The following is a 19,203-nucleotide window of genomic DNA, read 5'->3' as shown; positions in this document are numbered from 1 at the left end:
TCGGCTACTGGTGACGGTAGGCCCAGCGGCTCGAACTCGCTCGGCCGATCCGAGGCCGCGAAGGATCACGACCGTGCTCCATTCGTCGCCCGAACGCCCCCGAATGACGCCTTGATCCGGCCCTTGACGCGTGATCAGCTGGTATTCGCCGTGCGGCGTGTGCCTGGCACACCCGGACGGCTGAATGCACGTCCTCTGGTGTTCTCGGGAGCGGACATGGCCAAGCGAGCGGCGCAGCCGGTCACCGCGGGCCTGTCTCGGCTTGCCCAGCTGGACCGCGGTGAGCGCGAGGAGCTCATCGCCCAGCTGTGCCGCCAGTACCCCGCCTTCCGCTCGATGATCAAGCAGGTCAGCATCGCCCGCGGCGTCGCGTTCGGCTCCGGGCTCGTGCTCGCCGCCTCGGTCGTGTGCCTGGCCCAGGGCGCGAGCGCGTGGCTGGTGGCGGCGCTGGTCTTCGGCGGTCTGGCCGGGTTCGGCTGGGTCGCGGTGGCGCTCACCGACAGCCGTTTCGACCTCCTGATGGCGGTGCTGGGCGCGCACCGCACCGACGAGCTGCACGGCAGGCTGCTCACCGAGCAGATCTACGGCGAGGAGCTCGACCAGGTCGACGAGCGCTCCCCCGTGGTGCGCTCCCGGGCGGTCGGCTCCCGGATCACCGGCGAACCTAGCTCTGCACGCTGATCGACAGCGCTGCGGCGATCTCGTCGCCGACGAAGTGCGTCTCGGCCTCGGCCGGCTCGCCGACCCGCACCACCAGCGGCCCGCCGAAGGGCTTGCGCTCCACGATCTCGATCCGCGAGCCCAGTGTCATGCCGTTCTCGGTGAGGTACCGCAGCAGGTCCGAGTCGGTGTCCCAGACCCGCGCGATCGTGCCCACCGTGCCCGGCTCGATCTGGTCGAGCAGCTTGGTCTTGGGCATCGAGACCTGGCCGTCCGCGGTCGGGATCGGATCGCCGTGCGGGTCGACCTCCGGGTTGCCCAGCTTGGCCGCGATGTGCTCGATGAGCTCGTCGGAGACCGCGTGCTCCAGGGAGTCGGCCTCGACGTGCACCTCGTCCCAGCTGTAGTCGAGCACCTCGACCAGGAACAGCTCGATCAGCCGATGCCGGCGCAGCACGTCGTAGGCCAGCCTGCGGCCCTGCGGGGTCAGCTCCACGCTGCGGTAGCGCACGTGGGTGACCAGCCCGAGCTGCGCCAGCTTGTTGATCATTCCGGACACCGAGGAGGGGCTGAGGCCGAGCCGGTGGGTCAGGGTCGCGTTCGTGACGGGCTCGCCCCGTTCGCTGAGCCCGTGGATCGCGCGGAGGTAGTCCTCCACCGAAGGCGACGGGCGCTCGGCATCGGTCGGCATGCCATCAGGTTACGGGCGGTCCGGTGCTCGCGGACGTCCGGTCGCCGACCAGCGAGCGTCTGCGCAGGGCGCGCGGGATGAGCCCTTGCGCGGGAGCGAAGAGGTAGACCAGCGCGAACAGCGCCGCCTGGGAGCACACGATCATGCCGCCGGTGGAGGTGTCGAGGTGGAAGCTCAGGAAGGTTCCCACCACCGCGCACAGCACCGACAGCCCGGCGGCGGTCACCAGCATCGGCCCGAACCGCCTGGTCAGCAGGAACGCGGTGGCGCCCGGCGTGATCAACATGGCGGTGACCAGGATGACGCCCACGGCCTGCAGCGCCACCACGACGGTCAGCGTGAGCATCACCAGCAGCAAGGTCCCCATCTTGCGCGGGGAGATCCCGATCGCGTGCGCGTGGGTGGGATCGAATGCGTAGAGGGTCAGGTCCCGCCGCTTGACCAGCGCGGCGACCAGCACCAGCGCTCCGATCACCAGCACCTGGGCGATGTCGCCGTCGGTGACGCCCAGGACGTTGCCGAACAGGATGTGGTTGAGGTCGACCTGGCTCGGGATGCGCGACACCAGCACCAGGCCCAGCGCGAACAGCCCGGTGAACACCACTCCGATGGCCGTGTCGCCCTTGAGCTTCGTGGTGCTGCGCACGCCGGCGATCAGCGCCACCGCCAGCCCGCCGAACAGGAACGCCCCGAGCGAGAAGGGAAGGTCCAGCACGTAGGCGAGCACGACCCCGGGCAGCACCGCGTGCGAGACCGCGTCGCCGAGCAGCGACCAGCCGATCAGGATCACCCAGCACGACAGCACCGCGCACACCACGCCCGCGACCAGGCTGACCAGCAATGCGCGCTGCATGAAGCCGAACTGCAGGGGCTCGATCAACCACTCGTGGATCACGGCGCCTCCGTCATCCCGAACGCGCGCGCCAGCATCTCGGGCGCGAGGGCGTGCTCGACCGGGCCGTGCGCGACGACGCGTTGCTGCAGCAGCACGGCCTCGTCGCACAGCGCCGGGACACCGGCCAGGTCGTGGGTGGAGATCACCACGGTCCTTCCCTCGTCGCGGAGCTGCCGCAGCAGGTCGGTGATCATGGCCTCGGAGGTGCGGTCCACGCCGGCGAAGGGTTCGTCGAGGAGCAGCAGGCGCGCGTCCTGCGCGATGCCGCGGGCGACGAAGGCCCGCTTCCGCTGACCTCCGGACAGCGCGCCGATGGGCTTTCCCGCCAGCTCGGTCAGCCCGACCCGGTGCAGGGCGGCCTGCACCGCTTCCCGGTCGCGCCTGCGCGGGCGTCGAGCGATCGAGAGGTGCCCGTACCGCCCCATCAGCACCACGTCGGCCACGGTGACGGGGAAGTTCCAATCAACGGCCTCGGACTGCGGCACGTAAACGATCAGACCTTCCCGCCGCGCCCGGCGCTGCGCGCCGTCGAGGATCCGGATCTCGCCGCCGTCCGGGCGGATGAGTCCCATCAGCGATTTGAACAGCGTGGACTTGCCGGAGCCGTTCATGCCCAGCAGCCCGCAGATGCGGCCTTCGGCCACGTCCACCGACACCTCGTCGAGCGCCAAGGTCTCGCCGTAGCGGACGGTGAGCCGGTCCGTGAGCACGGCGCTCATGCGGGCTCCCTGCGCAGGCCCTCGACGATGGCGCGGGCGTCGTGCCGCAGCAGGTCGAGGTAGGTGGGAACCGGTCCGCCGGGCTCGGACAGCGAGTCGACGTAGAGCTTGGCGCCCAGCCGGGTGCCGGTCTCCCTGGCGACCTGCCGCTGGGCCCGGTCGTTGACCGTGGACTCGCAGAACAGCGTCGGCACGTCGTGGTCGCGCACGAAGCGGGTGGTGGCCTTGATCTGCTGCGGGGTGCCCTCGGAGGTGCTGTTGACCGGCCACAGGTAGGCCTCCCGGAGCCGGGCGTCGCGCGCCAGGTAGGAGAACGCTCCTTCGCAGGTCACCAAGGCCCTGCGTGATTCGGGGAGGGCGGCCAGCTGCTCGCGCAGGTAGCGGTCGATGCCGGCGATCTCGGCCAGGTAGGCCTCGGCGTTGGCGCGGAAGACCTCCGCGTGCGCCGGGTCGAGCCGGATGAAGGCGTCGCGGATGTTGGTCACGTAGATCGCGGCGTTGCGCGGCGACATCCAGGCGTGCGGGTTGGCGGCTCCCCGGTAGGCCCCGTTGCGGATCGGGATCGGGTCGATCCCGCGGGTCAGGGTCACGTGCTCGGCCTCGCTGCGCTCCACGAACCGCTCGAACCAGCGCTCCAGCCCCAGCCCGTTGTCCAGCACGAGGTCGGCCTTCGCGGCGGTGAGCATGTCGCTGGGCGTCGGTTCGTACTCGTGGATCTCCACGCCGGGCTTGGTGATCGAGTCGACCACCAGCGCGTCGCCCGCGACGTTGCGGGCCATCTCGGCGATGACGGTGAAGGTGGTGACCACGTGCTTGCGACCGTCGTCCGGCTCGCCCGAAACGGTTCCGCAGCCGGTGGTGAGCACGAGCGCGAGCGCGAGCACCGAGACCGATTTTCGGTGCTGCGCAGACCGTCTTTTCGCCACGCCGAAAACCCTACCTCGGGGTGTGGCGCACGCCAACGGGTCTGCCCGACCCGATCGTTTCCGCTCGTGGGACACTGGTCGGCGCTATGTCTACGAAATCCCTGCCGCTCGTCTTCGACGCCCCGCGCCGTGGTATGCCGCCACGCCACCTCGCCGACCTATCGGTCGAGGAACGTAAGGCTGCCGTCGCCGAGCTCGGGGAGAAGCCGTTCCGCGCCAAGCAGCTCGCGCACCACTACTTCGGCCGGCTCAACGCCGACGTCGAGTCGATGACCGACCTGCCTGCGGCCAGCCGCGACAAGCTCGGCGAGGAGCTGCTGCCGCCGCTGCTGACCACCGTGCGCAACCTCGACACCGACGAGGGCACCACGCGCAAGACGCTGTGGAAGGCCCACGACGGCACGCTGCTGGAGAGCGTGCTGATGCGCTACCCCGACCGCGCCACGGTCTGCATCTCCAGCCAGGCCGGCTGCGGCATGGCCTGCCCGTTCTGCGCGACCGGCCAGGGCGGCCTGCAGCGCAACCTGTCGACAGCCGAGATCGTCGACCAGGTCCGCGCGGCCGCTCGGATGATGCGCGACGGGGAGGTCCCCGGCGGTGCCGGACGCCTGTCCAACGTGGTGTTCATGGGCATGGGCGAACCCCTGGCCAACTACCGCCGCGTGATCAACGCCGTGCACCGCATCACCGACCCGGACCCGGAGGGACTGGGGCTCTCGCAGCGCTCGGTGACCGTCTCCACGGTCGGCCTGGTGCCGGCGATCAAGAAGATGACCGCCGAGAACCTCAACGTCACCCTCGCGGTCTCGCTGCACACCCCGGACGACGAGCTGCGCGACACGCTGGTCCCGGTCAACAACCGCTGGAAGGTCGCCGAGGTGCTCGAAGCCGCGCGCGGCTACGCCGACAACACCGGGCGCCGGGTGTCCATCGAGTACGCGCTCATCCGCGACATCAACGATCACCCGTGGCGCGCCGACCTGCTGGGCAAGCTGCTGCACGAGCACCTCGGCCAGTACGCGCACGTCAACCTCATCCCGCTCAACCCGACCCCGGGCAGCAAGTGGGACGCCTCGCCGAAGCCGGTCGAGCGCGAGTTCGTCCGCCGGGTGCGCGAAGCGGGCGTGCCCTGCACGGTCCGCGACACCCGGGGCCAGGAGATCGCCGCGGCCTGCGGTCAGCTCGCCGCCGAAGAGGACTGAGCTCGCCCTCGCACCGGACGAGCCCCGTCAGCCTCGCGCGACGGGGCTCGTCCCGCGAGGGAGCCTGCGCGCGCTCAACCGCGGTCGACCACGGCCTGCCAGCAGAGCTTCTCGCGCTCGCGGCGGGGCAACCCGGCGACCACGAGGTCGTAGGAGTCCTCGACCATCTGGCGCACCAGGTCGTCGGGGACCGAGCCGTCGACGACAACGGTGTTCCAGTGCTTCTTGTTGAGGTGGTACCCGCCGGTGATCGCGGGATACCGCAGCCGCAGCTCCACCGCGAGGTCCGGATCGCACTTGAGGCTGACCCGCAGGGGAGCGGCCTGCAGCGGAGCGATCGCGAAGATCTTGCCGGAGACCTTGAAGACGCTGCTGCTCTCGTCGAACGGGAACGTCTCGTCGGCCCCGGGCATCTCCAGGCAGAGCTCGCGCAGTTCACCAGGCGTCATGCGGTGAGGTTAAGCCGCATCGCCGACGGCGCGGGTGTTCGGCCGGAAGGTTCCCCTGCTCGCCCGCGCTGGAGGGTGCCGGAGGGGTGCGGGTCGTGACGCGGGGGCGCCGTCGACGGGTTTTCGCACCGGTGTCCGACTAACTTGGGGCCCACGGTTTTCGAGGGAGGTCTTCGTGCGGTTGCGGGAGCTGGTGGACGACGCCGAGCTGGGCCTGGTGGTGCGGGCAGGGGCGGCCGGGCTGGACCGCGCGGTGGCCTGGGTGCACACCAGCGAGCTGGCCGATCCCACGCCGTTCCTGGAGGGCGGCGAGCTCCTGCTGACCACCGGTCTCGCGCTGCGCGAGGACGCCTGCGCGGAGCTGGTCGAACGGCTGGTGGCAGCCGGGGTGACCGGCCTCGGGTTCGGCGTCGGGGTGAGCCGGCGCGAGATCCCGGGCGAGCTGGTCGAGTCCGCCGAGCGGGCCGGGCTGCCCCTGATCGAGGTGCCGCGACCGACCCCGTTCATCGCGATCAGCAAGGCCGTTTCCCGCGCGCTGGCGGCGGCCGAGTACGCCGACCTGCGCCGCACCAGCCGCGCGCAGCACGAGCTCGCCAAGGCCGCGGGCAGCCGCGACGGGATCAACGCGCTGGTCCGCAGGTTGGCAAAGCTCCTGGACGCCTGGACGGTGCTGCTCGACGCGGGCGGCAGGCCGATCCACGCCGCCCCGGCGTCGACCAGCCTGCGCGGGCTGGAGGCCGAGGTCGAGTCGATCCGGACCAGCAAGGGGCCGTCGGCGCGGATCCTCACCCTCGACGACCAGGAGGTCAGCGTCCAGGCGCTCGGCGCGCGGGCGCGCGGCGTGCTGCTGGCCGGTCGCAGCAGCGGGTTCAGCACCGCAGACCACCACCTGATCAACACCGCGGCGTCGCTGCTCAGCCTCGCGCTGGAGCAGGGAAGATCTTTCGAGCTCGCGCGCCGCAGGCTCACCGACGGGCTGTTCTCGCTGCTCCTGCGCGGCGAGGACGTCAACGAAGAGCTGGCCAGGCTGCGCCTGCAACCGCCCGCCGAACCGTTCCGCGTGGTGGCGCTGGGCGGGGCCGCGGACGACGAGGAGCTGTGGTCCCGGTTGTCCGCCGAGCACCCCGAGGCCTTCCTCGCCGAGCACGAGGACGCCGTGGTGGGGCTGGTCGAGGAGGGCGAAGCGGGCTGGCTGGTTCGGTCGGGCCCGCCTGCCGGGGTCTCCGAGCCCTGTCGGCTCGCCGGGCTCGCCGAGGGGGTGCGCCAGGCGCGGCAGGCCGCCGCTGCCGCCGGGCCCGGAGACGTGGTGCGCTTCGCCGAACTCGCGGGCAACGGGCTGCTGGACCTGCTGCCCGCCGGGCGCGCCGCGGCGTTCGCCGAGTCGACGCTCGCGCCGCTGCGCGGGCACGACGAGTTGCTGCGCTCGCTGCACGCCTGGTTGGCGCACCACGGGCAGTGGGATCCGGCGGCCGCCCGGCTCGGCGTGCACCGCCACACGCTGCGCAACCGCATCCGCAAGGCCGAGGAACTGCTGGACCGCAGGCTCGACCAGCCCGGTGTGCGCGCCGAGCTGTGGCTGGCGCTGCAGGCCGACCGGAGCTGACCTGCCGATCCGGACAACCGGTGCGATCGACTTCGCCGGATCGGCAGTCCTCCCGCGACTTCCGGCGACGTAGGTTTCGTGGTGACCACAGGGAGGATGCACATGGTTTCCGGGTACTGGATCGCAGGGGAGCGGGTCACCAGCGACGACACCTTCGAGGTGCGCAACCCGTACGACGGGCGGCTGGTCGCCACCGCCGCCTACGCCACCGACGCCGATGTCGAGCGGTCCGTCGCCGCCGCGGCCGACGTGGCGCGCGAGTTCGCCGCGCTGCCCGCGCACCGGCGCGCGGCCGCGCTGGACCACGTGAGCGCGCGCATCACCGAGCGCGCCGACGAGCTCGCCGAGCTGATCACCGCCGAGAACGGCAAGCCGATCTTCTGGGCCAAGGCCGAGATCGCCCGCGCTGCGGCGACCTTCCGCTGGGGAGCCGAGGAGGCCCGCCGGTTCTCCGGCGAGCTGCAGCGCCTCGACACCGACCCCGGCGGGACCGGTCGGATGGCCGTGATCCGCCGGGTCCCGCGCGGACCGGTGCTGGGCATCGCACCGTTCAACTTCCCGCTGAACCTGGTCGCCCACAAGGTCGCTCCCGCCCTGGCCGCGGGCGTGCCGATCGTGCTCAAGCCGGCCCCGAAGACGCCGCTGTCGGCCTTGGCGCTCGGCGAGATCCTCGCCGAGACGGATCTTCCCACGGGATCCTGGTCGGTGCTGACCACCAGCAACGACAAGGCCGCCGAGCTGGTCGCCGACGAGCGGTTGCCGATCGTGTCGTTCACCGGCTCCGGGCCGGTGGGCTGGAGCATCCGCGACTCGGTGCCGCGCAAGCACGTCACGCTCGAACTCGGCGGCAACGCCGCCGTGGTGGTCAACTCCGACTGGCCGGACCTGCGGCAGGCCGCTGAGCGGATCGCGACCTTCGCGACCTACCAGGCGGGACAGTCCTGCATCTCGGTGCAGCGCGTCTTCGCCCACCGCGACGTCTACGACGAGCTGGTGAGCAACGTGCTCGACGTCGTGAACGAGCTGGGCACCGGCGACCCCGCCGATCCGGGGACCAAGGTCGGTCCGCTGATCGACGAGGCCGCTGCCGAGCGAGTGGAGCAGTGGGTCGACGAGGCGGTCGCCGCGGGCGCGAAGGTGCTCACCGGAGGCACCCGGGAAGGTTCGACCTACGCGCCCACCGTGCTGGCCGACGTGCCCGCCGATGCCAAGGTCTCCTGCGAGGAGGTCTTCGGCCCGGTGCTGGTCGTCGCCCCGGTGGACTCGATCGACGAGGCCTTCGAGCAGGTCAACGACTCCCGCTACGGCCTGCAGGCAGGCGTGTTCACCAAGGACCTGCAGCTGGCGTTCCGGGCCTCGGCGGAGCTGGAGGTCGGCGGCGTGATCATCGGCGACGTCCCGAGCTTCCGCGCCGACCAGATGCCCTACGGCGGGCTCAAGGAGTCCGGAACGGGGCGCGAGGGGCTCCGCTCGGCGATGGAGGACTTCACCGAGCAGCGGGTCACCGTGCTCACCGGCATCGCGGTCTGAGGACGCAGGGAACCTTCCTGTCAGAGGCAGCAGGGGAACCTTCCTGCCGTGCGACGTGGCAGGAAGGTTCCCCTGCTCGTTCCGCGGACGCGAAAAACCGCCCCCGGCGTTGCCGGGGGCGGTTGAAGGCTTCGGGTCAGCGCTTGCGCTTGTTGATGCGCAGGTCGATCAGCAGGCCGACGACCATGACCGCGGCGGTGAGGATGATGTAGAAGTCCTCGATCTTGAACTTGCCGCCGCCGCTGAGGATGCCCTGGTGGTTGCCGATCAGCATGAGCAGGATCGCGACCACCGAGAACCAGCCGGCGATCTGGGTTCCCCTCGGGAAACCGCCGTGCCAACCCCACTCGACCGAAGGCTCCTCGGCCGGGTCGATGGCCTGGCTGGGCTTCTTCTCCAGCTCGGTGCTCGCCACGTTCCCCTCCTGCGCCAAACCGGCCGCGGCCGGACAGCTGAAACTTCTGGTCCGCAGGCTCTGCGGGCCCACGATCGTGCTCATCTTCGCACACCCGCCCGGGGTGCGGGGAGCCGCCTCAGCGCGTGCCAGCAGCGCAAAACCGGGTGCCGCCGCGGCGACACCCGGTTTTGCGCAGTTGGGCGGCTATCCGTAGCCCGGCTACCCGCTGCTGACCGCCTTGCGGCCCACGATCACGCGGTAGACGCCGAGCACGATGAGCGATCCGAGCAGCGCCAGCCCCCAGGTGGTCAGCGACCAGAACTGCTCCAGACCCACGCCGAAGGCGAACTTGCCGATGAGCCCGCCGAGGAAGGCGCCCACCACGCCCAGGATCATGGTCACGATGATCCCGCCCGGGTCCTTGCCGGGCATGATCAGCTTCGCGAGTGCTCCCACGATCAGTCCGAGAACGATCCAACCGATGATGCCCATGGCGGCCTCCACGCGTCGTCGGCCATGTGGTCGATGGGGTGATGGTGACCCCCGATGGTGATTTGCGCACCGCGAGCGGCGGCGGCTCACCTGCTTCAGGGACAATGTCGGCGATGCACGCCGACACCGATACACAGAGCGACGCCGATCCGCGCACCGTGCTGATCCTGGGTTCGACCGGTTCGATCGGTACCCAGGCCCTCGAGGTGATCCGGGACAACCCGGGGCGGTTCCGCGTCGCCGGGCTGGCCGCCGGGGGCAGCGACCCGGCCGCGCTGGCCGCGCAGGCGCTCGAGTTCGAGGTGCCGGTCGTGGCCGTGGCCAAGGGCACCGCGACCGAGGACGTCCAGCTCGCGCTCTACGCCGAGGCGCAGAAGCGCGGCTACGCCAGCGGCGAGTTCCGGATGCCGCGGCTGCTGGCCGGACCGGACGCCGTGCTGGAGCTCATCGAGTCCTCCCCGGCTGACGTGGTGCTGAACGGTGTCGACGGATCTCGAGGGCTGCGTCCCACCCTGGCGGCGCTGGAAACCGGGGCGCAGCTGGCGCTGGCCAACAAGGAGTCGCTGATCGCGGGCGGCTCGCTGGTGCTGCGCAAGGCCGCGCCCGGCCAGCTCGTGCCGGTCGACTCCGAGCACTCCGCGCTGGCCCAGTGCTTGCTGGGCAACGACGAGGACGACGTGGACCGGCTGGTGCTGACCGCCTCCGGCGGCCCGTTCCGGGGACGCGGGCGCGCCGAGCTCGCCGAGGTCACCGTGCAGGAGGCGCTGGCGCACCCGACCTGGTCGATGGGCAACGTGGTCACCATCAACTCGGCGACGCTGGTCAACAAGGGCCTGGAGCTCATCGAGGCGCACCTGCTGTTCGGCATCGACTACTCGCGCATCGACGTCGTCGTGCACCCGCAGTCGATCGTGCACTCCATGGTCACCTACACCGACGGCGGCACGATCGCGCAGGCCAGCCCGCCGAACATGAAGATCCCGATCGCGATGAGCCTGGAGTGGCCGCGCCGGGTTCCCGGGGTGGCGCCGCGGCTGACCTTCGACGCCGCTCAGGAGTGGACCTTCGAGCCGGTCGACGACGAGACCTTCCCGGCCGTGGAGCTCGCCCGCTCGGCGGGGACCGCGGGGGGTTGCCTGCCGGCCATCTACAACGCGGCCAACGAGGAGGCGCTGTCCGCGTTCGTCACCGGTCACCTGCGGTTCCCCGAAATCGTGCAGACTGTTGGTGAGGTGCTCGCCGCCGCCGACCAGTGGCGCGCGGAGCCCTCGGACTTGGACGAGATCTTCGCGGCCGAGGACTGGGCGAGGTCCCGGGCGCGCGAGTTGGCTGCCGGACGGAAGGCGGAATAGCTAGATGCTGGTCGTCGTGGGCATCCTGATCTTCTTCGTCGGGTTGCTCTTCTCCATCGCGTGGCACGAGCTCGGCCACCTCGCCACCGCGAAGATGTTCGGGGTCAAGGTCACCGAGTACATGGTCGGCTTCGGCCGGACCATCTGGTCGCGCAAGAAGGGCGAGACCGAGTACGGGATCAAGGCCATCCCGTTCGGCGGGTACATCCGGATGATCGGCATGTTCCCGCCGAAGAAGGACGAGGAGTACGGCCGCACCGCCTCCTCCGCCCCGTGGCGGGCGATGATCGAGGACGCCCGGCAGATGTCGGCCGAGGACGTCAGGCCGGAGGACTCGCACCGGCAGTTCTACCAGCGCAGCCCGTGGAAGCGGATCATCGTGATGCTGGCCGGGCCGTTCATGAACCTGATCCTGGCGGTCGGCATCTTCACCGCGATCCTGATGGGCTTCGGGGTCAACACCCCGACGCTGACCGTCGCGCACGTCAGCGAGTGCGTGCTGCCCGCGGGCGCGGACACCACGAAGTGCCCGGCGGGCGCCCCGCCCTCGCCCGCGGCGGCGGCCGGGTTCAAGCCGGGTGACCGGATCGTGGAGTTCAACGGCGAGCACTACGAGTCCTGGGACGAGCTGCGGCTGGCCATCCGCGACTCGCGAGGTGCCGTGCCGGTCGTCGTCGAGCGCGACGGGCACCGGGTGTCGCTGACGGCGAACCTGATGCAGACCGAGCGGCCCAAGATCGACACGCCCAGCGAGACCGTGAAGGTCGGCTTCCTCGGGCTCTCGCCGACCTCGGTGATGGTCAAGCAGGACATCGGCGGTGTGGTGGAGACCATCGGCGGCTTCGTCGGGTTGACCGCCGAGAAGGTCGTGCAGCTGCCGCAGCGGGTTCCGGACCTGGTCAGCGCAATCTTCGGCGGTGAGCGGCACCAGGACTCGCCGGTGGGCATCGTCGGTGCCAGCAGGCTCGGCGGAGAGGTGCTGGCCACCGATCAGATCGGCGTGGACACCCGCATCCTGATGATGTTCCAGCTGCTGGCGGGCGTGAACCTGTCGCTGTTCGTGTTCAACATGCTGCCGATCCTGCCGCTGGACGGCGGTCACGTGGCCGGGGCCGCGTGGGAGTCGATCCGGCGTCGCGTGGCCAAGCTGGTCCGGCGACCTGACCCCGGCCCGTTCGACACGGCGCGGTTGATGCCGCTGGCCTACGCGGTCAGCCTCGTCCTGATCGCCTACTCGCTGCTGGTGCTGGTCGCCGACATCGTCAACCCGGTGACGCTGCAGTAGCGGTTCGCGCCGACCACCGGTCGTGTGGTGGTGGATTTCACCGCTGTGGTGGACGGGGGCTCGGGCTGTGGGGCGCGGTTTCGGGACAGCCGAATCCGGTGGTGCGTGACAGTCACCACAAGATCACCGATAGGGTGATGATCATCCCGCGGCGTTGGGCTGAACGAGATGTGAACGGGTGTCGACGATCACTGAACGTGATTCGTCCTACCCGCCGACGTCCAGCTGGATGACGCAGCGTCGGTATCGTGGGATCCGGGCGGGGCGGCCGCCCCGAAGCACGCCAGCAGAGGTGGAGAGGTATCGATGACCGTCGATCTGGGCATGCCGGGCGCTCCGGCCCCGGTGCTCGCGGAACGGCGCAAGACCCGTCAGTTGCAGGTCGGACCGGTCGGAGTGGGTAGCGATCACCCCATCTCCGTGCAGAGCATGACCACGACCGTGACCGCAGACGTCAACAGCACGCTGCAGCAGATCGCCGAGCTGACCGCCTCGGGCTGCGACATCGTTCGGGTGGCCTGCCCGAGCGCCGACGACGCCGAGGCGCTGCCCGCCATCGCGCAGAAGTCGAAGATCCCCGTCATCGCCGACATCCACTTCCAGCCGAAGTACGTCTTCAAGGCCATCGAGGCGGGCTGCGCCGGAGTCCGGGTCAACCCCGGCAACATCCGCAAGTTCGACGACCAGGTCAAGGAGATCTCCCAGGCGGCCAAGGACCACGGGACGCCGATCCGCATCGGCGTCAACGCCGGTTCGCTGGACCCGCGGCTGCTGGAGAAGCACGGCAAGGCCACCCCGGAGGCGCTGGCCGAGTCGGCGCTGTGGGAGGCGAGCCTGTTCGCCGAGCACGACTTCCACGACATCAAGATCTCGGTCAAGCACAACGACCCCGTCGTGATGGTGCGCGCCTACGAGATCCTCGCCGAGCAGTGCGACTACCCGCTGCACCTGGGCGTGACCGAGGCCGGCCCGGCCTTCCAGGGCACCATCAAGTCCGCGGTCGCCTTCGGTTCGCTGCTGCGCCAGGGCATCGGCGACACCATCCGCGTGTCGCTGTCGGCGCCGCCGGTCGAGGAGATCAAGGTCGGCGCCCAGATCCTGGAGTCGCTGAACCTGCGCCCGCGCAAGCTGGAGATCGTCTCCTGCCCGTCCTGCGGCCGCGCCCAGGTCGACGTCTACAAGCTGGCCGACGAGGTCACCGCCGGGCTGGAGGGCATGGAGGTCCCGCTGCGCGTGGCGGTCATGGGCTGCGTCGTCAACGGCCCGGGGGAGGCCCGCGAGGCCGACCTCGGCGTGGCCTCCGGCAACGGCAAGGGCCAGATCTTCGTCAAGGGCGAGGTCATCAAGACCGTGCCCGAGGCGCAGATCGTGGAAACCCTGATCGAGGAGGCCATGCGCATCGCCGAGGAGATGGGCGAGTCCCCGGTCGAGGGAGAGCCGACCGTCACGGTGGGCTGAAGCCGAGCACCTGCGGTGCCCCGGTCGTCGCGTCGACGGCCGGGGCACCGTCGTCTTTCGGCCGAACGGGTGAGCGGACCCGCGTCGGCTGTGGGACACGACCACTGGCAATCCGCTCCCGAACGATTTCTGGCAGGCTTAGCAGGTGCTCAAGCTCGCCGGTGCTCGACTGCTGGAGGAACGGGACGAGCGGCAGGTCCGCTCGGTGCTGGATTCTGCCCCCGTCGCCGCCTGCATGGTCGCCGCGCGCGTCGAGGAGGCCGGGGTGCGCCCGCTGCGCCTCGGCGGGGAGCTGTGGGGGCACGGCAGCAGGTTGAGCGGCCTGTGCTTCTCCGGGGCCAACCTGATCCCGCTGCGCGGGGGCTCGGACGCGATGCGCGCCTTCGCCGACCGCGCGCTGCGCCGCCGCAGGGTGTGCTCCTCGCTGGTCGGGCCCTCCGAGCAGGTGCTGGAGCTGTGGAGCGAGGTGGAGTCGCAGTGGGGCCCGGCGCGCGAGATCCGCGCCGACCAGCCGCTGATGGCGCTGTCCGAACCGGCGAGGATCCCGGTCGATCCGCTGGTGCGGCAGGTCCGCCCGGACGAGCTGGAGCGCTACCTGCCCGCCGCGGTCGCCATGTTCACCGAGGAGGTCGGCGTCGATCCCTCCGCCGACGGCGGTTTCGCGGGTTACCGCGCGCGAGTGGCCGACCTCATCGCCGCCGGGCGCGCTTTCGCCCGCTTCGAGGACGGCGAGGTGGTGTTCAAGGCCGAGATCGGCGCGCTGTCGCGCACGGTCGGCCAGATCCAGGGCGTGTGGGTGCACCCGGACCGCCGCAGCACCGGGCTGGGCACGGCGGGCACCGCCGCGGTGGCCGACCGCCTGGTGCGCGGTCTCGGGCGCACCGCCAGCCTCTACGTCAACGACTTCAACCACGCCGCGCGAAACGCCTATCGGAAGGTCGGTTTCCGCTCGGTGGGCGCCTTCAGCACCGTGCTGCTCTGACCTATGTGCACAGCGGGTTGCGGCGCGGCATCCGTTCGAAATACCCGCGCTCCATTCGGCGGGACCTCGTTTCGGCCGTCGGGGGTCTTCGGCATACTCGCGGCATGGTTTCCAAGCGGATCTTGGTCGGGCTGGCCGCCGCCCTGCTCGTACCGGTGGCCGGGTGCAGCACCGGCCCGTCGGAGCAGGAGGTGGCCGCCGAGGGCTTCCTGAAGGCCTACGCGGCGGGCAACGCCCAGGCAGCCGCCGGCCGGACCGACAGCCCGAAGCAGGCCACGCAGCTGATCGAGTCGGTGCGCGGCGACCTGCGCCCGACGGTCACCCACGCATCGCTGGGCGAGGTGACCGACACCGACAGCGGTGCGCGCGCCACCTACAACATGTCCTGGGACTTCGGCGAGGGCAAGGTGTGGCGCTACCAGGGCTCCTTCCAGATGGTCGAGGACGATCAGGGCTGGAAGGTGCGCTGGGCGCCCTCGGTGATCCACCCGAAGTTGAAGAAGGACCAGTCGCTGGCCTACAGCGAGGTGCTGCCGGACGCGGCGCCGGTGACCGGCAGCGGTGGCAATCAGCTGATGTCCCCGGAGAAGCTGACCACCGTGACGCTGAGCCCGCAGTCCGCGGGGGACGTCGCGGGCGTGGCGGGTCAGCTGGCCGCCGCGCTGGGCCAGATCGAACCGTCGATCACCCAGCAGTCCATCATGGCCGACGCCGAGAAGGGCCAGCCGTTCCCGATCGTGACCCTGCGGCAGAGCGACTTCGACCAGGTGCGCTCGCAGATCTCCGACCTGCCCGGCGTCACCTTCCCCTCGCGGGCCGACCTGGTCTCGGTCGAGCGCGGCTACGCCAGCCAGGTGCTGGCCGGGGTGGGCGAGCAGGTCGACAAGAAGGTCTCGGCCAACGCCGGCTGGAAGGTGGCGGTAGAGGACTCCTCCGGGCAGGAGGTGACCGAGCTGTCCAAGGTGGACGCCAAGCCGGTCCAGCCCACCGAGGTCACGATCAGCGACAGCGTTCAGCGCGCCGCCGAGAAGGCGGTCGATCCGTTTCCGCAGGCGGCGATGGTGGTGGCCATCAAGCCCTCCACCGGGGAGCTCCTCGCGGTGGCCCAGAACGACCCCGCCGACAAGCAGGGGCCGGTGGCGCTGACCGGCCAGTACCCGCCGGGTTCCACGTTCAAGGTGGTGACCGCCTCGGCTGCGCTGGAGAAGGGCAACGTCAAGATCAACACCCCGGTCGAGTGCCCGGGCAAGAAGCAGTTCGCCGGTGATTACGTGCTGCCGAACGACAAGGAGTTCGACCTCGGTAGGGTCCCGCTGATCACCGCGTTCGCGCACTCCTGCAACACCACGTTCGCGCAGCTGGCGGTGGACATGCCGGCCGACGCGCTGCCGGAGGCGGCCAAGAAGCTCGGCGTCGGCGTGGACTTCCAGATGCCGGGCGCGACCACCATCACCGGCAAGGTCGGCACGGGCGACAGCACCAACCGCCGCGCCCAGAACGGCATCGGCCAGGGCACCGTGACCGCCAGCCCGTTCGGCATGGCGCTGGCCGCCGCGTCGGTGGCCAACGGCGGGATGCCGACGCCGAACCTGATCAAGGGCGAGCGCACCGAGGCCGACAGCACCCCGCAGCCGCCGTCGAGGGCCGCTCTGGACCAGCTGCGCACGATGATGCGCGAGGTCGTCAAGTCGGGTACCGCGACCAACATCGGCGGTAGCGGCGAGGTCTACGGCAAGACCGGCACCGCGCAGTTCGGCGACGGCACGCACTCGCACGGCTGGTTCGTGGGCTACCGCGGCGACCTCGCGTTCGCCACGCTCATCACCGACGCGGGCAAGTCGGTCCCGGCGGTCGACCTCAGCAAGCGCTTCCTCGACGGACTGTGATCGCTCCGCGGGGAAAATCGCACCTCGCTTCACGTGAAAGGGTGATCACTCAGAGTCAGATCGGTGCTAGGTTGTAGCCCATCGAGCGCAATGATCGGTCCGGTCGTTGCGCTGCGAGCGGGATCGTCCCCGGCTCCTCCGGCCGGGGACGGCTCCGGTCGCGGACGTGTTGCCGTCACGTCCCCCGACTTCGAGTGCACGATCGGCCCGCCGCCGATGCCGTCGGCACGTCGCGGGCCGCCCCGATGAACCGTGCGGGCGGCGCCACCCCGGAGGTCCCGCGGGACCGGGCGCCGTCCAGCGTGAACAGGAGCGGTTTTGATCTACTTCGATTCCTCCGCGCTGATCAAGATGATCGCCCCCGAACCGGAGAGCGAGGCCTTGAGCCAGTGGATCCGCGACCACTGGGAGCAGTCGCGGGCGACCAGCGCGCTGTCCAAGGTCGACGTGCTGCGCACCTTCCGCGACGTCGGCCCGGCCGCCGAGGACCTGGCCTCGATCGTGGTGTCCAAGCTGGAGGCGCTGCCCGTGCGCCAGGACGTGCTGGACACGGCCAGCGAGCTCGAGGCCGACCTGACCCTGGTGGAGGCCGTGCACCTCGCATCGGCCTGCGGGGTCAAGGACCAGCCGGTCACCTACGTCTCCTACGACCCGACCTTGCTGGCCGCGGCCCGCGACGCGGGTCTGAGCACGGCCTCGCCCGCTTAGCTCGCGGCCCGGGGCCGCACCACCGGCGCGCGGCCCCGGGCACCGGCGCGAGGGACGAGTCTGGCAGGAGCCTCCGGAAGCCGGTGGTTAGAGTGGGGGCATGCCGGTTCGAGCTCCGTTGAAGCCGGGGACGCCCACGCCCCGCCGCCAAGTTCCAGCGCACATCGAGCGCCCCGAGTACGTCGACAAGCCGGCTCCGCAGCGCAACACCGACCCCGACGTGCAGCCGCCCGAGGTCATCGAGGCCATGCGGGTCTCCTGCAAGCTGGCCGCGCAGGCGCTGGTCGAAGCGGGCAAGGCGGTCAAGCCGGGTGCGACGACCGACTCGATCGACGCCGTGGTGCACGAGTTCTTCCTCGACCACGGCGTGTACCCGTCGACGCTGGGGTACCGGGGCTTCTCGAAGTCCTGCTGCACCTCGCTCAACGAGGTGATCTGCCACGGCATCCCGGACTCGACGGTCATCGAGGACGGCGACATCGTCAACGTCGACGTCACCGGCTACATCGGTGGCGTGCACGGCGACACCAACGCCACGTTCCTGGCCGGCGAGGTCTCCGAGGAGGCCCGCCTGCTGGTCGAGCGCACGCACGAGGCCACGATGCGCGGCATCAAGGCCGCCAAGCCGGGGCGGCAGCTCAACGTCATCGGCCGGGTCATCGAGTCCTACGCCAAGCGCTTCGGCTACGGCGTGGTCCGGGACTTCACCGGGCACGGCATCGGCCGCTCGTTCCACAGCGGCCTGGTGATCCTGCACTACGACGAGCCGTCGGTGCAGACCGTGCTGGAGCCGGGGATGACCTTCACCATCGAGCCGATGATCACGCTGGGCACCCACGAGTACGACATGTGGGAAGACGGCTGGACGGTCACCACCAAGGACAAGAGCTGGACCGCTCAGTTCGAGCACACCATCCTGATCACCGAGGACGGCAACGAGATCCTCACCCAGCCCTGAGCGGCTCCCGAACGCGCGGGCCCGGCGTCAGCACGACGCCGGGCCCGCTGTCGTCCGCGCCCGCTGCGGGCGGGCGGTCACCGCCGGCGGGCGAACCACCACTCCAGCAGGATCAGCGGGATCGTCCAGCTCAGCCAGGTGGTCATCGCCGGGACGATCCAGGCCAGCTGCGGATCGTCCCCGCGGAGGGCGGAGAGCCCGACGGCGATGACCGGAGCCCAGATGCGGTTGAGCACGATGGAGAAGGTGCGCGGCAGCGGCACGGTGGTGAGCGCGCGACTGCAGGCGCGGCGGCCCGCGCGAGGGCCGGACTCGGCGATGACCAGGGAGCGGATCGTGCGCACCGCGATCGCGCTCGCCGACCGGGAGGGCATCGGAGCGGTGTCGATGCGCCGGGTGGCCGCCGAGCTCGGCTCCGGGGCCATGACGCTGTACCGCTACGTCCCGGACAAGGAGGAGCTCGTTCGCCTGATGGCCGACGCGGCCTTCGGCGCCCGCGCGCTGCCGGAGCCGGGGCCGCCGGGCTGGCGCGCGCAGCTGGAGCTGGTCGCCCACCTGCAGTGGCGCACCTACCGCAGGCACCCCTGGCTGGCGCCGGTGATGCTCACCTCGCTGGCCGCCCCGCCCGTCGTCTCCAGCGGGCTTGCCCACGTGGACTGGTCGTTGCGCGCCCTCGACGGGCTCGCGCTCGACGAACGCGCGAAGCTGCACCTGGTCGTCTCGCTCAACGGCTACGTCGGCGGGCTGGCGATCACCCGTTCCCTGGAGGCCGAGCAGGAGCACCGCTGCGGCATCACCGGCGAACAGCGCCAGTCGCTGGACCGCGGCCTGTTCCAGTCGCTGATCGGCTCGGGGCGGTTCCCGGCGCTGGCGGAGAACTTCGCCCACGACGTCGGGTTCGACCTCGACGAGCTGTTCGACTTCGGCCTGCAGCGCCACCTCGACGGGCTCGAAGCCTTCCTCGGTGGTGTGTCGCCCCCCACAACCGGGGCATGAGGTAGGAACGTGCT

The 19,203-nt window shown here is 70.7% G+C and carries 20 protein-coding genes; 12 read left to right on the top strand and 8 right to left on the bottom strand.

All coding sequences use genetic code 11. The annotated features are described in order from the left end of the window. Positions 1-216 precede the first annotated feature (216 nt). Positions 217-681, top strand: a complete 465-nt coding sequence (locus ACFQRI_RS05120) for a hypothetical protein (RefSeq protein ID WP_380664977.1) — start codon at positions 217-219, stop codon at positions 679-681. Here the strand turns inward: ACFQRI_RS05120 and ACFQRI_RS05115 are convergent. From ACFQRI_RS05115 to ACFQRI_RS05100, 4 genes are read right to left on the bottom strand one after another with little or no spacing between them, the layout of a single operon-like run. Continuing rightward, complete coding sequence (locus ACFQRI_RS05115; RefSeq protein ID WP_380664975.1) at positions 665-1,351, bottom strand: metal-dependent transcriptional regulator; 687 nt, start codon at positions 1,349-1,351, stop codon at positions 665-667. The genes ACFQRI_RS05120 and ACFQRI_RS05115 overlap by 17 nt on opposite strands. Before the next feature lie 4 nt (positions 1,352-1,355). Further along, positions 1,356-2,204: a metal ABC transporter permease gene (locus ACFQRI_RS05110; protein WP_380665544.1), complete on the bottom strand. Its 849-nt coding sequence runs from the start codon at positions 2,202-2,204 to the stop codon at positions 1,356-1,358. Positions 2,205-2,242: 38 nt separating this feature from the next. Beyond that, complete coding sequence (locus ACFQRI_RS05105) at positions 2,243-2,965, bottom strand: metal ABC transporter ATP-binding protein (protein ID WP_380664973.1); 723 nt, start codon at positions 2,963-2,965, stop codon at positions 2,243-2,245. Continuing rightward, positions 2,962-3,849: a metal ABC transporter substrate-binding protein gene (locus tag ACFQRI_RS05100; RefSeq protein ID WP_380664971.1), complete on the bottom strand. Its 888-nt coding sequence runs from the start codon at positions 3,847-3,849 to the stop codon at positions 2,962-2,964. Before ACFQRI_RS05100 ends, ACFQRI_RS05105 begins: the two co-directional genes overlap by 4 nt. Before the next feature lie 128 nt (positions 3,850-3,977). Between ACFQRI_RS05100 and rlmN the strand changes: the two genes are divergently transcribed. Continuing rightward, positions 3,978-5,093, top strand: coding sequence for a dual-specificity RNA methyltransferase RlmN (gene rlmN / locus ACFQRI_RS05095; protein WP_380664969.1), 1,116 nt, complete (start codon positions 3,978-3,980; stop codon positions 5,091-5,093). A gap of 74 nt (positions 5,094-5,167) precedes the next feature. Here the strand turns inward: rlmN and ACFQRI_RS05090 are convergent, their stop codons facing one another. Then, positions 5,168-5,542, bottom strand: a complete 375-nt coding sequence (locus ACFQRI_RS05090; protein WP_380664967.1) for an MmcQ/YjbR family DNA-binding protein — start codon at positions 5,540-5,542, stop codon at positions 5,168-5,170. Between the two features lie 175 nt (positions 5,543-5,717). Between ACFQRI_RS05090 and ACFQRI_RS05085 the strand changes: the two genes are divergently transcribed. Together ACFQRI_RS05085 and ACFQRI_RS05080 are read left to right on the top strand one after the other, a co-directional pair. Next, a complete protein-coding gene (locus ACFQRI_RS05085) occupies positions 5,718-7,145 on the top strand; it encodes a PucR family transcriptional regulator (protein ID WP_380664965.1) in 1,428 nt (475 codons plus the stop codon). A 102-nt stretch (positions 7,146-7,247) separates the two neighbouring features. Next, a complete protein-coding gene (locus ACFQRI_RS05080) occupies positions 7,248-8,675 on the top strand; it encodes an aldehyde dehydrogenase family protein (protein WP_380664963.1) in 1,428 nt (475 codons plus the stop codon). A 136-nt stretch (positions 8,676-8,811) separates the two neighbouring features. Here the strand turns inward: ACFQRI_RS05080 and ACFQRI_RS05075 are convergent, their stop codons facing one another. Both ACFQRI_RS05075 and ACFQRI_RS05070 read right to left on the bottom strand, forming a co-directional pair. Then, the gene (locus ACFQRI_RS05075) at positions 8,812-9,090 is read right to left on the bottom strand and encodes a DUF2631 domain-containing protein (protein ID WP_380664961.1); all 279 of its coding nucleotides are present in this window, start codon (positions 9,088-9,090) and stop codon (positions 8,812-8,814) included. Positions 9,091-9,291: 201 nt separating this feature from the next. Continuing rightward, positions 9,292-9,564, bottom strand: coding sequence for a GlsB/YeaQ/YmgE family stress response membrane protein (locus ACFQRI_RS05070; protein WP_380664959.1), 273 nt, complete (start codon positions 9,562-9,564; stop codon positions 9,292-9,294). Between the two features lie 104 nt (positions 9,565-9,668). On the opposite strand from ACFQRI_RS05070, the gene dxr reads away from it, so the two are divergent. The 7 genes from dxr to map all read left to right on the top strand — a co-directional run bounded on the left by dxr (position 9,669) and on the right by map (position 18,193). Then, entirely contained in the window at positions 9,669-10,916 is a 1,248-nt protein-coding gene (gene dxr, locus ACFQRI_RS05065) for a 1-deoxy-D-xylulose-5-phosphate reductoisomerase (protein ID WP_380664957.1), read from the top strand. 4 nt (positions 10,917-10,920) lie between these two features. Then, positions 10,921-12,201: a M50 family metallopeptidase gene (locus ACFQRI_RS05060; RefSeq protein WP_380664954.1), complete on the top strand. Its 1,281-nt coding sequence runs from the start codon at positions 10,921-10,923 to the stop codon at positions 12,199-12,201. A gap of 306 nt (positions 12,202-12,507) precedes the next feature. Next, a complete protein-coding gene (gene ispG, locus ACFQRI_RS05055) occupies positions 12,508-13,659 on the top strand; it encodes a flavodoxin-dependent (E)-4-hydroxy-3-methylbut-2-enyl-diphosphate synthase (RefSeq protein WP_380664951.1) in 1,152 nt (383 codons plus the stop codon). A 145-nt stretch (positions 13,660-13,804) separates the two neighbouring features. After that, positions 13,805-14,641: a GNAT family N-acetyltransferase gene (locus ACFQRI_RS05050; protein WP_380664949.1), complete on the top strand. Its 837-nt coding sequence runs from the start codon at positions 13,805-13,807 to the stop codon at positions 14,639-14,641. A gap of 104 nt (positions 14,642-14,745) precedes the next feature. Beyond that, complete coding sequence (locus ACFQRI_RS05045; protein WP_380664947.1) at positions 14,746-16,527, top strand: penicillin-binding transpeptidase domain-containing protein; 1,782 nt, start codon at positions 14,746-14,748, stop codon at positions 16,525-16,527. A gap of 318 nt (positions 16,528-16,845) precedes the next feature. Next, on the top strand, positions 16,846-17,235 hold the full coding sequence (locus tag ACFQRI_RS05040) for a type II toxin-antitoxin system VapC family toxin (RefSeq protein WP_380664945.1): 390 nt from the start codon (positions 16,846-16,848) through the stop codon (positions 17,233-17,235). A gap of 100 nt (positions 17,236-17,335) precedes the next feature. Continuing rightward, entirely contained in the window at positions 17,336-18,193 is an 858-nt protein-coding gene (gene map, locus ACFQRI_RS05035) for a type I methionyl aminopeptidase (RefSeq protein WP_380664943.1), read from the top strand. A 77-nt stretch (positions 18,194-18,270) separates the two neighbouring features. Here map and ACFQRI_RS05030 read toward each other — a convergent pair whose 3' ends face one another. Then, the gene (locus tag ACFQRI_RS05030; RefSeq protein ID WP_380664941.1) at positions 18,271-18,537 is read right to left on the bottom strand and encodes a hypothetical protein; all 267 of its coding nucleotides are present in this window, start codon (positions 18,535-18,537) and stop codon (positions 18,271-18,273) included. Between ACFQRI_RS05030 and ACFQRI_RS05025 the strand changes: the two genes are divergently transcribed. Continuing rightward, on the top strand, positions 18,530-19,189 hold the full coding sequence (locus tag ACFQRI_RS05025) for a TetR/AcrR family transcriptional regulator (RefSeq protein ID WP_380664939.1): 660 nt from the start codon (positions 18,530-18,532) through the stop codon (positions 19,187-19,189). The two genes, ACFQRI_RS05030 and ACFQRI_RS05025, sit on opposite strands and share 8 nt — an antisense overlap. The last annotated feature ends 14 nt before the right edge of the window (positions 19,190-19,203 follow it).

The organism is Saccharopolyspora griseoalba (assembly GCF_042665275.1).
GTDB lineage: Bacteria > Actinomycetota > Actinomycetes > Mycobacteriales > Pseudonocardiaceae > Saccharopolyspora > Saccharopolyspora griseoalba.
The sequence above is the reverse complement of the archived record's forward strand: the minus strand, read 5'-3'. Positions and strand labels throughout refer to the sequence as shown.